Below are 14,701 nucleotides of genomic sequence, written 5' to 3'. Positions count from 1 at the left end.
TGGCGCGGCATGGTGTGATCCAGGCACGATGGGAGCCGCCATGACTCTCACCGCCGCGCTGCCGAAGACCGCCGATCCCGACACCCTCTACGACGCGTTCGCCTCCTGGGCGTCCGAGCGCGGCCTCGACCTCTATCCCCATCAGGAGGAGGCGGTCATCGAGATCGTCTCCGGCGCGAACGTGATCATGAATACGCCCACCGGCTCGGGCAAGAGCCTGGTGGCGATCGCGGCGCACTTCGCGGCGCTGGCCGACGACCGGACGACCTTCTACACCGCGCCGATCAAGGCGCTGGTCTCGGAGAAGTTCTTCGCGCTCTGCGAGGTCTTCGGCGCCGAGAACATCGGCATGCTCACCGGCGACGCGAGCGTCAACGCGGACGCGCCGATCATCTGCTGCACCGCGGAGATCCTGGCCAACCTGGCGCTGCGCGAGGGCCGCCGCGCCGACGTCGGCCAGGTGATCATGGACGAGTTCCACTTCTACGCCGAACCGGACCGGGGCTGGGCGTGGCAGGTCCCGCTGATCGAGCTGCCGCAGGCCCAGTTCGTGCTGATGTCCGCCACGCTCGGCGACACCACCCGCTTCGTCGACGACCTGACCCGGCGCACCGGGCGGCCGACCGCCGTCGTCCGCTCGGCCGAGCGGCCGGTCCCGCTCCTCTTCTCGTACGCGACCACGCCGCTGCACGAGACCCTGGAGGAGCTGCTGGAGACCAAGCAGGCCCCGGTGTACGTCGTGCACTTCACCCAGGCCGCCGCGCTGGAACGGGCGCAGGCGCTGATGAGCGTGAACGTCTGCACCCGCGCCGAGAAGGACATGATCGCGCAGGCGATCGGCAACTTCCGGTTCACCTCCGGCTTCGGCAAGACGCTGTCCCGGCTGGTCCGGCACGGCATCGGCGTGCACCACGCCGGCATGCTCCCGAAGTACCGCCGCCTGGTCGAGACGCTCGCCCAGGCCGGCCTGCTCAAGGTCATCTGCGGTACGGACACGCTCGGCGTCGGCATCAACGTGCCGATCCGTACGGTGCTGTTCACCGGCCTCTCGAAGTACGACGGGGTGCGGACACGGCTGCTCAAGGCCCGCGAGTTCCACCAGATCGCCGGCCGGGCCGGGCGGGCCGGGTTCGACACGCTGGGCCGGGTCGTGGTGCAGGCCCCCGAGCACGTGATCGAGAACTTCAAGGCGCTCGCCAAGGCCGGTGACGATCCGAAGAAGCGCCGCAAGGTGGTGAAGAAGAAGCCGCCGGAGGGCTCGATCGGCTGGGGCGAGCCGACGTTCCAGCGCCTGGTCGAGGCCGAGCCGGAGCCGCTCACCTCCAGCTTCCAGGTCAGCCACTCGATGCTGCTCAACGTGATCGGCCGCCCCGGCGACGCGTTCGCCTCGATGCGGCACCTGCTCACCGACAACCACGAGGACCCGGCCGCCCAGCGCCGGCACATCCGCCGGGCCATCGCGATCTACCGGGCGCTGCGCGCCGGTGGGGTGGTCGAGGAGCTGCCCGAGCCGGACGAGACCGGCCGGCGGGTACGGCTCACCGTCGACCTCCAGCTCGACTTCGCGCTCAACCAGCCGCTGTCGCCGCTCGCGCTGGCCACCGTCGAACTGCTCGACCGGGAGTCCCCCTCGTACGCGCTGGACGTGCTCAGCGTGATCGAGGCGATCCTGGACGACCCGCGGCAGATCCTCTCCGCGCAGCAGTTCAAAGCCCGCGGCGAGGCGGTCGCCGCGATGAAGGCCGAGGGCATCGAGTACGAGGCGCGCCTCGAACTGCTCGACGAGGTGACCTGGCCCAAGCCCCTGGCCGAGCTGCTGGAGTCCGCGTACGAGATGTACCGGCAGGGCCACCCCTGGGTCGCCGACCACCAGCTCTCCCCCAAGTCCGTGGTCCGCGACATGTACGAGCGGGCCATGACGTTCCCCGAGTACGTGCAGTTCTACGGGCTGTCCCGGTCCGAGGGGCTGGTGCTGCGGTACCTCGCCGACGCGTACAAGACGCTGCGGCAAACCGTCCCCGAGGACGCCAAGACCGAGGAACTGGTCGACCTCATCGAGTGGCTGGGCGAACTGGTCCGCCAGGTCGACTCCAGCCTGATCGACGAGTGGGAGCGGCTGCGCAACCCGTCGGACGTGGCCGAGGTGGCCGCCTCGCTGGACGACCGGCCGCCGGCGGTGACCCGCAACGCGCGGGCGTTCCGGGTGCTGGTGCGCAACGCCATGTTCCGCCGCGTCGAGCTGGCCGCGCTGCGCCGCTGGGATCTGCTCGGCGAGCTGGACGCGGGCGACGGCTGGAACGCCGACGCCTGGGCCGACGCGCTCAAGCCGTACTTCGAGGCGTACGACGCGATCGGCGTGGGACCGGACGCGCGCGGGCCGGCGCTGCTGATGATCGAGCAGGGCCGCGAGACGTGGACCGTACGGCAGATCCTGGACGACCCGGACGGCGACCACGACTGGGGCATCAGCGCCGAGATCGACCTCGCCGCCTCGGACGAGACCGGCGCGGCGGTGGTCCGGGTGACCGACGTGGGTCAGTTGTAGCGGTGTCCGGCTGACGTACGCCGCGGGGGCGGAACCGGTCCGGTTCCGCCCCCGCGACCGTGCCGGATCAGTCGCGCGGTGCCTGGAACGCCACGCGACGACGACGGAACAGGACGAACAGGACCGCGCCGGCCGCGAGCACGGCGGCGCCGACCCCGGCGAGCGTGGCCGCCGGCGCGCCGGTGATCGGCAGGCCGCCGCCGGTGCCACCGTTGCCGTCTCCGGAACCACCGGTGCCCGGGCCGCCGTTGCCGACGGCGACGACGATACGAGCGGTGTTGTTCTCCGGCTTCGACTCGGTCGAGGACGTGGCGCCGTCGACCACGATCGTGCCGTCAGTACCCGGCGTCGACTTGATCTTCAACTTGACGGTGGGCGTGATCCGGCCGTAGCCGGAGGCGACGCTCGGGAACTCGCTCTCGAAGTTGCACCGCAGCTTCGCCGACTCGGGCAACGTGTTGCCCGGCTGGCCGTCGGTGTAGCACCACTCGCTGGGCAGCAGGACGGTGCCGCTCGGCGCGGTGATGACGACTCCGGGGCCACCCCCGTCGGACGGGCCGTTGTTGACGACCTCGTAGGTGAGGTCGACGGTCTGGCCGACCGCGCCCTTCACCGGCGGGACGGTGACGGCGACGTCGAGGGTGTTCTTCTTGCTCCAGTATCGGAAGTCGGCGTAGTTGTCCGACTCGTCGAGCTCGCGCTCCACGACGGACTTGCGAGCCAGGCCCGCCCGTACCGCCTTGGCGTGCAGCTTCTCGGCGGCGGCGGCGAACGACGGGCCGTTGCCCTTGGTGGCCGCGGCCTTCTTGGCCGTCTCGGCCTCGCCGGCCAGGGCAGTGCTGAACGAGGCGTAGTTCTCGTCCGGGCCCGGCAGGTTGCGGCCGAACGTGATGTTGAACAGCGACTCGCCCGTCTCGTCGTCGAACAGCAGCAGCCCCTCACCGGGCTTGAGCGTCAGCGGCACGGGGCAGGTGACCTGGCCCGGCCCGTAGACGTAGGGCAGGCCGACGTTCTTCGGGTAGTAGCCGACATAGGTGCAGTCGCTGTACCGCTCGACGAAGGTGGCGCCGGTGGGCAGGTCCACCCGGACGGTGAAGTCGGTCGCCGGGCTGTCGCCCTCGTTCAGCACCCCGCTGTAGAGCGGAACCCGGTCGCCCTCGCCGACCGGCTTGGACTTGTCGTTCAGGTCCGCGGCGGCGGCGACCAGGTCGGGCCCCGAGGCGACGATCGTGACCGGGAAGCTGACGGTGTTGTCGCCGGGGTTGGCGTCGTCCTGCGCGCCGGCGATGGTCACGCCCACCGAACCGGCGTCGCCGGGGGCCGCACCGGTGCGGCTGGCCAGCGACAACGGGTAGGTGTGCTCGGTCTGGCCGGGCGCCAGGCCACCCACGGTGCAGGTGACCTTCTGGGCTGCCAGCTTGCAGGAGTCGTTCCAGTCCGGCACCGAGGCGACCACGTCGGACGACAGCTTGCCCAGGTCGAGCGTGACGGTCACCGCCGTCGCGTCGGCCTGGCCGTAGTTGGAGACGTACATCCCGACCGTGGTGCCGCTGTTGTCGATCTCCGCGACGGGGTCGGTGGAGAAGGAGACGGACAGGTCGGGCAGCTCGTCGGCGGCGTGCGCCGGGGCCGACGGGGCGAAGAGCGCGGTCGTGGCCAGCAGCGCCGCGCCGACGGCGAGGCGGGGCCATCGGGCCGTGAGGGATCGCATCGATACTCCGAAAGAGAGGCGTGGAAGAACCGCACTCTAGGGGACGGATCGCGCGCGCGGTGTCCCGTCCGGTCGGTGGGCCGACTGCGAACGGGTCGGCTATGCCCCTTTCGCACCCTGGGCGATGTCAGATCCGTCGATTAGAATGTATGTACTAATCGAGCTTCTGACCTGGGAGGATGCTCGTGACCGCGCCCACCTCCGCGACCCCTGTCACCCCCTACGCCACCCTCCTCGGATTCACCCGGTACGTCGACCGCACCGGGCCCACCAAGGCCACGTTCGTCGGCGGGCTGCGCCGGCAGCGAGCCAGCCGGCACGGCTTCAACCCGCACGGCCAGTTCGTCAAGGCGCTCAAGGCCGACGTCGCGTTCCACACCGGCGGCACGCACCTCGCACAGGTCGCGGATCTGGTCAAGCCGCGCTGGCGACCGCTCTACGAGGCGCTCGTGCCGGGCGCGACCCGCTGGCTGCACTCGCTCGGCGAGCCGGCGGGGGTCGACCTGGCCCAGACCCGCGACGCGCTGGCCATGCTGGGCGACCTGCCCGTGAAGATCAACCCGCAGTTCGGCGTCCGGTACGCCGACGGCCGGGCCGAAGCGATCCGGCTGCACTTCGACGAGGCGCCGCCGAGCGAGGAGGCGACGCTCGCCACGCTGCACCTGATGGCCCGGCACATGGACGCGGTGCTGCCGCACGCCGAGCCGGTCCTGGTCGACGTGCGGCGCGGCGAGGCGCACCGGATGCCCGCCGACGTCAAGCCCGAGCAGATCGAGCAGTGGCTGGCCGGTGAGGCAGCGGCGTTCCGGGCCATCTGGTCCACCGCTGCCTGACCGACCGCCACGACCTGCCATCCGGCGATCCGGGCCGCCGCCCGGCCGACGGCCGTCCCGCTCCCCGGGGCGGCCGTTCGCCGTCCCGGGCGCGGCCGGAGCGTGACGCGGGCCGTTCGATGCCTCACCGGTCGGGGCGCTCGTCGAGCAGGCCGGCCCGCCCGGCGAGCGCGGCGGCCTCCACCCGGTTGGCCGCCCGCTGTCCCAGGTGGTGCTGAGCTTCGGCATCCCGTTCGCGCTGATCCCGGTGGTGATGTTCACGCGCCGCCGGGACCTGAGGGGCAGCCTGGTCAACCGCCGGGCCACCACCGCCGCCGCGGTGGCGATCACGGCGTTCGTGGTGGCGCTCAACGCGTTCCTGCTCTGGCAACTGGCCGCCTGAACACACGCGCGCCCGTCCGGCCATGTACGGCTGGACGGGCGCGGGTGATCGGGGCTCAGGCGGCCAGGTACTTCTCCAGGTCGTCCAGGATCTTGCCGGCGGCGCCCACGCCGATGCCGGTCATCCAGATCTCGTCGGAGACCACGTGCGCCTTGCCGGCCTGGACCGCGGACAGGCCCTTCCACAGCGTGCCGCCGGTGACCTTCGCCTGCTCGGCGGCGGCCTTCTCGCCGTACGCGGTCACGAACACCACGTCGCCGTCGGCCTCGGCGATGCGCTCCGGGCTGACCCGGTCCATCCGCTTGTCCTCCTTGCCGGCGAGCATCTGCCGCTCGGGGCGGCCCAGGCCGGTGTCGCCGACGACGATGCCGGAGAACGAGTCCGGCCCGTACAGGCGGATCTCGGTCGGCATGAAGCGCACGATGGAGACCTTGCGGGACGGGGCGTCGCCGAGCTTCGCGCCGAAGTCCTCCGCCCGCTTCTCGTACCCGGCCAGCAGGTCCTTGGCCTGCTGCTCCTTGCCCAGTGCCGCGCCGTCGAGGAGGAAGTTCTCCTTCCAGGTGATGCCCACCTTCTCGGTGAACACGGTCGGGGCGATCTTGGACAGCTCGTCGTAGAACTTCTCCTGGCGGAACTTGCTGCCCAGGATCAGGTCCGGGTTGAGCGCGTTGATCGCCTCCAGGTCCGGCTCGGTGAGCACGCCGACCTCGGTGATGCCGGCGAGCTTGTCCGCGCCGAAGTAGGTGGGCCAGCTCTTCGCCTCACCGGCGGTCGCCGCGCCGACCGGGGTGACGCCCAGCGACAGCGCGGTGTCGATCTTGTCGGTGTCGAGCACGACCACGCGCTTCGGCTCGGCGGGCACCTTCGAGGTGCCCATGGCGTGGGTGATCTCCCGGGTCTCCCCGGTGCCGGTGCCGGCGACGGGGTCGCTCTCCCCGCAGGCGGTGAGGCCGACGCCGAGAGCGAGGGCGGCGGTGAGTGCGACGGCGAGACGACGCATCAGGTTCCTTTCAGCGGTGCGGGTCGACGCGCTCAGGCGTCGCCGACGGGGGCGCCGGCCGGGGCCGGCGTGACGGCCGGAACGGCCGAGGTCTGGGCGGGGGCGGTCTCAGCCGGCGCGGCCTGGGCCGGCGCGGCCTGGGTGAGGGCCGGCACCACGAGCGGGGCACCGCTGACCGGGCAGGGCACGACCACGCAGTCGAGCCCGAACACGGCGCGGACCAGGTCCGCGGTGAGGATCTCGCGGGGCTTGCCGGCGGCCACCACCGCGCCGTCGCGCATGGCGATCAGGTGGTCGGCGTACCGGGCCGCCTGGTTGAGGTCGTGCAGCACGGCCACCACGGTCCGGCCCCGTTCGGCGCGCAGCCGGTGCAGCAGGTCCAGCACCTCCACCTGGTGGGCCAGGTCGAGGAACGTGGTCGGCTCGTCCAGCAGCAGCGCGTCGGTGTCCTGGGCCAGCGTCATGGCGATCCACACCCGCTGGCGCTGCCCGCCGGAGAGCGTGTCCACCGCGCGGTCGGCGAGTGCGCCGACGTCGGCCAGCCGCATGGCCTCCTCGACCGCCCGCCCGTCCTCGGCCGACCACTGCCGCCACCACCGCTGATAGGGCTGCCGGCCGCGCCCGACCAGGTCGGCCACGGTGATCCCCTCGGGCACCAGCGGGCTCTGCGGCAGGACGCCGAGCCGCCGGGCCACGTCCCGGGTCGGCAGGTCCCGGATCGCCGCGCCGTCCAGCAGCACCGCGCCGCGCCGGGGCGTGAGCAGCCGGGCCATCGTGCGCAGCAGCGTCGACTTGCCGCAGGCGTTCGGGCCGACGATCACGGTGAACGTGTCGGCCGGCAGGTCGAGGTCGAGTCCGTCCAGCACGGTGCGGCCCTCGTAGCCGACGACCAGGTCGCGGGTGGACAGCAGCGCGGTCACGACCGCCTCCCTCGGGTGCGCAGCAGCACGAAGATCAGGTACGGCCCGCCGATCGCCGCGGTCAGCACACCGGCCGGCAGTTGGGTGGGCGCCAGCAGCCGGCGGGCGCCCAGGTCGGCGAGGACCAGCAGCAGCGCCCCCAGCAGCGCGGCGCACAGCAGTGGCGGACGCTCGGCGCGGACCAGCCGCCGGGCCACCTGCGGGGCCACCAGCGCGACGAAGTCGACGGCGCCGACCTGAGCGGTGACCATGGCGGCGGCCAGCACACCCGTCCCGGCCAGGCCGACCCGCCGGGCCACCGGCCGCAGGCCGATCCCGCGCGCGGTGTCGTCGTCGAGCGTGCTGCTGCGCAGCGCCCACCCGGCCCACAGCAGCACCGGCAGCAGGACGGCGAGCGTGCCGGCGATCCACGCCGCCTCGCTCCACCCCTTGCCGGCGAGCGTGCCGATCAGCCAGACCTGGGCGCGCAGGCCGTCGATCGGGTCGGCGGTGAGCATGACCACCTCGATCAGCGCCCGGAACGCGAACGCGACCGCCACACCGGCCAGCACGAACCGCTGGGCGGCCAGGCCGTGCCGGGCGCCGAGCGCGAACACCACCACCGCGGCGGCCAGGCCGCCGAGCAGCGCCGCCGGCGCCACCAGCACCGCCGCCGCGCCGCTGGTCAGCGCGATCGTCGCGGCCAGCCCGGCGCCCTGGGTGACACCGATGACGTCGGGGCTGGCAAGGGGGTTGCGGGCGACGCTCTGGATCAGCGTGCCGGCCACGCCGAAGGCCGCCCCGGCCACCGCCGCGAGGACCGCGCGAGGCAGTCGCAGGTCACGCACCACGAGGTCGTACGGGGTGCCCGCGCCGGAGAGCGACCGCACCACGTCCACCGGGGCGACGTACGGCGTACCCAGCGACAGGCTGACCACCACCGCGAGGCAGAGCAGCACGAACAGAACAAGCGCCACCACAAGGGGCCGCCACCGGAACGGCACCACCACCGCCCCGGCCCGCAGCACCCCCCGCCCGCGCGGCCACCTCGCCCCGCCTCGTTGATCTTGCACTTCGGGCCCTCGAGGTGCCGGGAATGCCCCCTTCGTCGGGGCAGCAAGTGCAAGATCGCGGGAGCGGGGGGTGGGGGTGGGGGTGGGGGTGGTCATGTGGTCACCGTCTTGGCTCGGTGGACCAGGAAGGCCAGGAGCGGGGCGCCGAGCAGGGCGGTGACGATGCCGGCGGGGATCTCGCCGGGCGGGGCGATCAGACGGCCGGCCACGTCGGCCGTGAGGAGCAACGCCGGGCCGAGCAGCGCGGCGACCACCAGCGTCCACCGCTGGTCCGCGCCCACCATGGCCCGGGCCATGTGCGGCACCGCCAGCCCGACGAAGGCGATCGGCCCGGCGGCGGCCACCGCCGCGCCGGTGAGCAGCACACCACCGGCCCCGGCGGCGATCCGGACCAGGGCGACCCGGTGCCCGAGCCCCCGGGCCACGTCGTCGCCGAGGGCGAGCGCGTCCAGACCGCGGGCGGCGAGCGCGGCCAGCAGCACCCCGGCCGCCACGAACGGCAGCACCTGCCCGGCCACGCCGACGTCGCGGCCGGTCAGCCCGCCGACCACCCAGAAGCGGTACTCCTCGAACGTGCGGGCGTCGATGCTGAGCAGCGCGTACACGACGGCGCCGAGACCGGCGTCGAGCGCCGCGCCGACGAGCGCGAGAGTGACCGGGCTCGCGCCCGCGCGGGCGCGGTTGGCGACGGCGAACACGAGCAGTCCGGCGAGCAGCGCGCCCGCGATGCCGAACCAGACGTATCCGGCGAGCGTGCCCACCCCGAACACGGCGATGGCCAGCACCACGCCGAACGACGCCCCGGCGCTGACGCCGAGGATGCGCGGCTCGGCCAGCGGGTTGCGGGTGACCGCCTGGAACAGCACCCCGGCCAGCGCCAGCGCCAGGCCGACGACGAGCCCGAGCGCGGTACGCGGCAGCCGCAGCTCCCGGACCACAGTGGTGGCGTCGCCGCCGTCCGGGGAGACCAGTGCGTCCCAGACCTGGTGGACGGGGAGGTGCCGGCTGCCGAGCGCCAGGCTGGCCAGCAGTGCCAGCAGGAGCAGGAGCGCCGCCGCCACGGTGACCGCGACGCGGCGGACGGTGCCGCGGCGGACGGGAGCCCCGGCCCGCGCGGGCCGGACGGCGACGGTGGTCACGAGGGTTCTTCGCCTTCCGATCAGGTGCGCCTCACCCTAGCTGACCTGGTAAGGCGTACCTAACCCGCCGGTGTCGATGCCCGGCACGCCCTAGCCTGAGGACATGCGATTCGACAGGCACACGGTGGTGCTCCTGGTCCGCCCGGACGACGCGCCGGACCTGCCGCAGGACGCCCTCGACCGGATCCAGGACGCCCACCTGGCACACCAGGCCGGGCTGGTGGAGCAGGGCGCGGTGCTCGCGGCCGGGCCGTTCCTCGACGGCGACGACGCCCGGATCCGCGGCTTCGTGGTGCTGTCGGTGGACCCGCAGATGGCCCGTGAGCTGTACGCGAACGACCCGGCGGTCCGCGCGGGCCGGCTGGTCGCGCAGGTGAGCAGCTGGATGGTGCCGGAGGGCCAGGTCCGCTTCGAGCAGGTGCCGGTCCCCCGCTCGATGCTGGAGGCAGCGGCCGGCGACTGAGTCTCGCGGCTCGCCGCGCCCGGACCGGGGCGGGCGGGTCAGTCCTCCGGGGCCTGCCTGCTGCCCGGCACGACCGGCGTCGGCCACACGCCGGCGCGGGTGGCCACCGGCACCTCGACCTGCTGTTCGGACCAGACGTACGTCTCAGGAAGCAGGTCGGCGACCGGGATCGCGCGCAGCCCGTCGGGCGGGCCGACGATCACCTTGATCGACGGGAAGTAGTCGAGCAGCACCTGACGGCAGCGCCCGCACGGCGGCAGGACGCCCCGGCCCCGGTCCCCCACCGCGACGATCGCCTCCAGCTCGCCGGCGCCCTGGGTCGCGGCGGCCCCGAGGGCCACCACCTCGGCGCACGGGCCGCCGGTGAAGTGGTAGACGTTCACCCCGCTGAACACCCGGCCGTCGGTGCTGCGTACGGCGGCGGCGACGGTGTGGTTGTCGCTGCGGCAGCGCAGCTTCGCGACGGCGGTGGCGGCCTGCACGAGCGCCCGGTCGGTGTCCCGCATGATCATCCCCGCCCCTCGTGGGCCTCGTCCGTCGGCCTCGTCGGCGGCAACTTTATCCGGCGGGGACGGCCCGGCCAGGGAGGGCACGCCCGGCGCCGGTAACCCGGGGGCGGTCCGCCGCGCGGCTGCCTATCCTTGGCGACGACATGCAGAATCCAGCCGTACCCGCCGCCCCCGAGACCGCCCGCGACCTGCACCGCCGCCTCGCCCCCCTGATGTTCCGCGACCAGCGGCGGCTCCAGCGGCGGCTCGACGGCGTGCGCAAGCTGCGCGACCCGCAGCGGCGGGAGGCGGCGCTGGCCGAGATCGGGGCCGAGGTGACCCGGGCCGAGGCGCGGCTGGAGTCCCGCCGGGCGGCCGTGCCGGCGATCACCTATCCGCCGCAGCTGCCGGTCAGCGAGCGCAAGGACGACATCGCCGCCGCGATCCGCGACCACCAGGTGGTGATCGTGGCCGGCGAGACGGGCTCCGGCAAGACCACCCAGCTCCCCAAGATCTGCCTGGAGCTGGGGCGCGGCATCACCGGCCTGATCGGCCACACCCAGCCCCGGCGGCTCGCCGCCCGCACGGTCGCCGACCGGATCGCCGACGAGCTCGGCACGGAGCTGGGCGACGTGGTCGGCTACAAGGTGCGCTTCACCGACCAGGTGGGCGACAACAGCCTGGTCAAGCTGATGACCGACGGCATCCTGCTGGCCGAGTTGCAGACCGACCGGATGCTGCGGCAGTACGACACGCTGATCATCGACGAAGCGCACGAGCGCAGCCTCAACATCGACTTCATCCTCGGCTACCTCAGGCAGCTCCTGCCCCGCCGGCCCGACCTCAAGGTGGTCATCACCTCGGCGACCATCGAGACCGACCGGTTCGCGAAGCACTTCGCCGACGCGGAGGGCAACCCGGCGCCGGTGGTCGAGGTGTCCGGGCGCACGTACCCGGTGGAGGTCCGCTACCGGCCGCTGGTCGAGGTCACCGAGGCCGAGGAGGAGGACGAGGCCGACGAGGAGAACGTCCGGGACCAGATCCAGGCCATCGGCGACGCGGTCGAGGAACTGGCCGCCGAGGGGCCGGGCGACATCCTGGTGTTCCTCAGCGGGGAGCGGGAGATCCGCGACACCGCCGACGCGCTGGGCAAGCTGGTGCAGAAGAAGCGGTCCCTGCTCGGCACCGAGATCCTGCCGCTGTACGCCCGGCTCTCCACCGCCGAGCAGCACCGGGTCTTCGCCGCGCACAGCAACCGCCGGGTGGTGCTGGCCACCAACGTCGCGGAGACGTCGTTGACGGTGCCCGGCATCAAGTACGTGGTGGACCCGGGCACCGCCCGGATCTCCCGCTACTCCAGCCGGCTGAAGGTGCAGCGGCTGCCGATCGAGCCGGTCTCGCAGGCCAGCGCCAACCAGCGCAAGGGCCGCTGCGGGCGTACCTCGGACGGCATCTGCATCCGCCTCTACGACGAGGCCGACTTCACCTCCCGTCCCGAGTTCACCGACCCGGAGATCCTGCGCACCAACCTGGCCTCGGTCATCCTCCAGATGACCTCGATCGGGCTCGGCGACGTCGCGGCGTTCCCGTTCATCGACCCGCCGGACCGGCGCAACGTCACCGACGGGGTCAACCTGCTGCACGAGCTGGGCGCGCTCGACCCGGCCGAGACCGACCCGGCGAAGCGGCTGACCGCGCTGGGGCGGCGGCTGGCCCAGCTCCCGGTCGACCCCCGGCTGGCCCGGATGGTCCTCGAAGGCGAGCGCAACGGCTGCGCCACCGAGGTGGTGGTGATCGCCGCCGCGCTGTCCATCCAGGATCCGCGCGAACGCCCGGCCGACAAGCAGGCCCAGGCCGACCAGGCGCACGCCCGGTTCGCCGACAAGGAGTCCGACTTCGTCGCGTACCTCAACCTGTGGCGCTACCTGCGGGAGAAGCAGCGGGAGCTGTCGTCCAGCGCCTTCCGCCGGATGTGCAAGGCCGAATACCTCAACTACCTCCGGGTACGCGAGTGGCAGGACATCGTCAGCCAGTTGCGCCAGGTGCTGCGTACCTCGGACAAGGGTGAGGGCCGGCGGGGCGCCGGTGCGGACCTGCCCGAGGAGATCGACACCCCGAAGGTGCACCAGTCGCTGCTGCCCGGCCTGCTGTCGCACCTCGGTCTGAAGGACGCGCAGAAGCACGAGTACCTCGGCGCGCGGGGCGCGAAGTTCGGGATCTTCCCCGGGTCGGCGCTGTTCAAGAAGCCGCCGCGCTGGGTGATGGCGGCCGAGCTGGTGGAGACGTCCCGGCTGTGGGGCCGGGTGGCCGGACGGGTCGAGCCGGAGTGGGTCGAGCCGCTGGCCCAGCACCTGGTCAAGCGCAGCTACAGCGAGCCGCACTGGGAGAAGAAGCAGGCCGCGGTGATGGCCTACGAGAAGGTCACGCTGTACGGCATCCCGATCGTCACCTCCCGCAAGGTGAACTTCGGGCGGATCGACGCAGGTCTGAGCCGGGAGCTGTTCATCAGGCACGCCCTGGTCGAGGGCGACTGGCAGACCCACCACCAGTTCTGGCGGGACAACCAGAAGCTGCTGACCGAGATCGAGGAGCTGGAGAACCGGGCCCGGCGCCGCGACATCCTGGTCGACGACGAGACCATCTTCGCCTTCTACGACCAGCGCGTGCCCGCCGACGTGGTCTCCGGCCGGCACTTCGACTCGTGGTGGAAGAAGACCCGCCGGGAGCTGCCCGACCTGCTCACCTTCACCCGCGAGCTGCTCGTCAACGACGGCCGGGGCGCTGTGGACGAGGAGGACTACCCGGACGAGTGGCGGGCCGACGGCGTGACGCTGCCGCTGACGTACACGTTCGACCCGGCCGCGCCCACCGACGGCGTCACTGTGGACATCCCGCTGCCGCTGCTCAACCAGGTGCCGGCGGAGAGCTTCGACTGGCAGGTGCCGGGGCTGCGCGAGGAGCTGGTGATCGCGCTGATCCGGTCGCTGCCCAAGCCGGTACGGCGCAACTTCGTGCCGGTGCCCGACTACGCCCGCGCCGCGCTCGCCGCGATCACGCCGGGCGAGGAGCCCCTGCTGTCGGCGCTGACCCGGCAGCTGCGCCGGATGACCGGCGTGACGGTTCCGGCCGACGCGTGGGACCTGGGCCGGCTGCCGCCCCACCTGCGGGTCACGTTCCGGGTGCTCGGCGACGACGACAAGCCGGTCGCCGAGGGCAAGGACCTGCCGGCGCTGCAACGCGAGCTGCGCCAGGAGGTACGCCAGGTCGTGGCCGCCGCCGCGCCGGACGTCGCCCGTACCGGGCTGACCGGGTGGTCGATCGGCGCGCTGCCGCGCACCATCGAGCAGGTACGCGCCGGATTCGCGGTGACCGCGTACCCGGCGCTGGTGGACGAGGGCGCGACGGCTGGGGTGAAGGTGTTCGACTCCGCCGCCGAGCAGGAGGCCGCGCACTGGGCCGGCACCCGGCGGCTGCTGCGGCTGACGCTGCCGTCACCGGCGAAGTTCCTCCAGGGGCGGCTGAGCAACGAGGCGAAGCTGGCGCTGTCCCGCAATCCGCACGGCGGCGTGCCGGCGTTGATCGAGGACGCCACCGGCGCCGCCATCGACAAGCTCATGGCGGACGCGGGCGGCCCGGCCTGGGACGCCGACGGGTTCGCGGCGCTGCGCGACCGGGTCCGCGCCGATCTGGTCGACACCGTGGTCGAAGTGATGAACCGGGTCCGGCAGGTGCTCGCCGCCGCGTACGCGGTCGAGCAGCGGCTCGGGGCGACGCGCAACCTGGCCGTGGTGGCCGCGCTGGCCGACATCCGCCAGCAGCTCGGCGGACTGGTGCACGCCGGCTTCGTCACCGAGGCCGGCTACGCGCGCCTGCCCGACCTGCTGCGCTACCTCACCGCGATCGAGCGCCGGATGGACCGCCTGCCCGGCAACCCGCAGCGGGACAAGCAACAGCAGGATCGGATCGCCGTGGTGCAGAAGGAGTACCAGGACATGCTCGCCGCGCTGCCGCCGGCCCGGCGCGCTTCGACCGCCGCGCGGCAGATCCGCTGGATGATCGAGGAGCTACGGGTGAACGTCTTCGCCCAGGCTCTCGGCACCCCCTACCCGGTCTCGGAGCAGCGCATCTACCGAGCCATGGACGACGCCGAGGCCCGCTGACCCTGCCC

Annotated in this window: 11 protein-coding genes; 5 read left to right on the top strand and 6 right to left on the bottom strand. The window is 72.9% G+C overall.

The features are described from left to right. Positions 1 to 40: 40 nt before the first annotated feature. Positions 41 to 2,545 (top strand): RNA helicase, encoded by a 2,505-nt coding sequence (locus KSK32_RS22365; protein ID WP_216932966.1) that lies wholly within the window; start codon positions 41 to 43, stop codon positions 2,543 to 2,545. A 67-nt stretch (positions 2,546 to 2,612) separates the two neighbouring features. Here KSK32_RS22365 and KSK32_RS22360 read toward each other — a convergent pair whose 3' ends face one another. Continuing rightward, complete coding sequence (locus KSK32_RS22360; RefSeq protein WP_216932965.1) at positions 2,613 to 4,256, bottom strand: peptidase; 1,644 nt, start codon at positions 4,254 to 4,256, stop codon at positions 2,613 to 2,615. A gap of 185 nt (positions 4,257 to 4,441) precedes the next feature. Between KSK32_RS22360 and KSK32_RS22355 the strand changes: the two genes are divergently transcribed. Both KSK32_RS22355 and KSK32_RS22350 read left to right on the top strand, forming a co-directional pair. Further along, positions 4,442 to 5,089, top strand: coding sequence for a hypothetical protein (locus KSK32_RS22355; protein WP_194800963.1), 648 nt, complete (start codon positions 4,442 to 4,444; stop codon positions 5,087 to 5,089). A gap of 208 nt (positions 5,090 to 5,297) precedes the next feature. Continuing rightward, positions 5,298 to 5,471 carry a manganese transporter gene (locus KSK32_RS22350; RefSeq protein WP_254187152.1) on the top strand — a complete coding sequence of 58 codons (174 nt, stop codon included), beginning with the start codon at positions 5,298 to 5,300 and terminating at the stop codon, positions 5,469 to 5,471. A 55-nt stretch (positions 5,472 to 5,526) separates the two neighbouring features. Here KSK32_RS22350 and KSK32_RS22345 read toward each other — a convergent pair whose 3' ends face one another. From KSK32_RS22345 to KSK32_RS22330, 4 genes are all read right to left on the bottom strand, one after another. After that, positions 5,527 to 6,471, bottom strand: a complete 945-nt coding sequence (locus tag KSK32_RS22345; protein WP_216932964.1) for an ABC transporter substrate-binding protein — start codon at positions 6,469 to 6,471, stop codon at positions 5,527 to 5,529. A gap of 32 nt (positions 6,472 to 6,503) precedes the next feature. Next, complete coding sequence (locus KSK32_RS22340) at positions 6,504 to 7,391, bottom strand: ABC transporter ATP-binding protein (RefSeq protein WP_216932963.1); 888 nt, start codon at positions 7,389 to 7,391, stop codon at positions 6,504 to 6,506. Next, complete coding sequence (locus KSK32_RS22335) at positions 7,388 to 8,443, bottom strand: iron ABC transporter permease (protein WP_308163701.1); 1,056 nt, start codon at positions 8,441 to 8,443, stop codon at positions 7,388 to 7,390. Before KSK32_RS22335 ends, KSK32_RS22340 begins: the two co-directional genes overlap by 4 nt. A gap of 92 nt (positions 8,444 to 8,535) precedes the next feature. Further along, entirely contained in the window at positions 8,536 to 9,582 is a 1,047-nt protein-coding gene (locus KSK32_RS22330) for an iron ABC transporter permease (protein ID WP_216932962.1), read from the bottom strand. A gap of 103 nt (positions 9,583 to 9,685) precedes the next feature. On the opposite strand from KSK32_RS22330, the gene KSK32_RS22325 reads away from it, so the two are divergent. Further along, positions 9,686 to 10,045 (top strand): YciI family protein, encoded by a 360-nt coding sequence (locus tag KSK32_RS22325; protein WP_216932961.1) that lies wholly within the window; start codon positions 9,686 to 9,688, stop codon positions 10,043 to 10,045. A gap of 38 nt (positions 10,046 to 10,083) precedes the next feature. Here KSK32_RS22325 and KSK32_RS22320 read toward each other — a convergent pair whose 3' ends face one another. Beyond that, positions 10,084 to 10,551: a cytidine deaminase gene (locus tag KSK32_RS22320; protein ID WP_254187151.1), complete on the bottom strand. Its 468-nt coding sequence runs from the start codon at positions 10,549 to 10,551 to the stop codon at positions 10,084 to 10,086. Between the two features lie 146 nt (positions 10,552 to 10,697). On the opposite strand from KSK32_RS22320, the gene hrpA reads away from it, so the two are divergent. Then, positions 10,698 to 14,693, top strand: coding sequence for an ATP-dependent RNA helicase HrpA (hrpA, locus tag KSK32_RS22315; RefSeq protein WP_216932959.1), 3,996 nt, complete (start codon positions 10,698 to 10,700; stop codon positions 14,691 to 14,693). The last annotated feature ends 8 nt before the right edge of the window (positions 14,694 to 14,701 follow it).

Source organism: Micromonospora sp. WMMB482 (assembly GCF_019038635.1).
Taxonomy (GTDB): Bacteria; Actinomycetota; Actinomycetes; order Mycobacteriales; family Micromonosporaceae; genus Micromonospora; species Micromonospora marina.
Note: the sequence above shows the minus strand (reverse complement) of the source record. Positions and strands in the feature narration are given on the sequence as shown.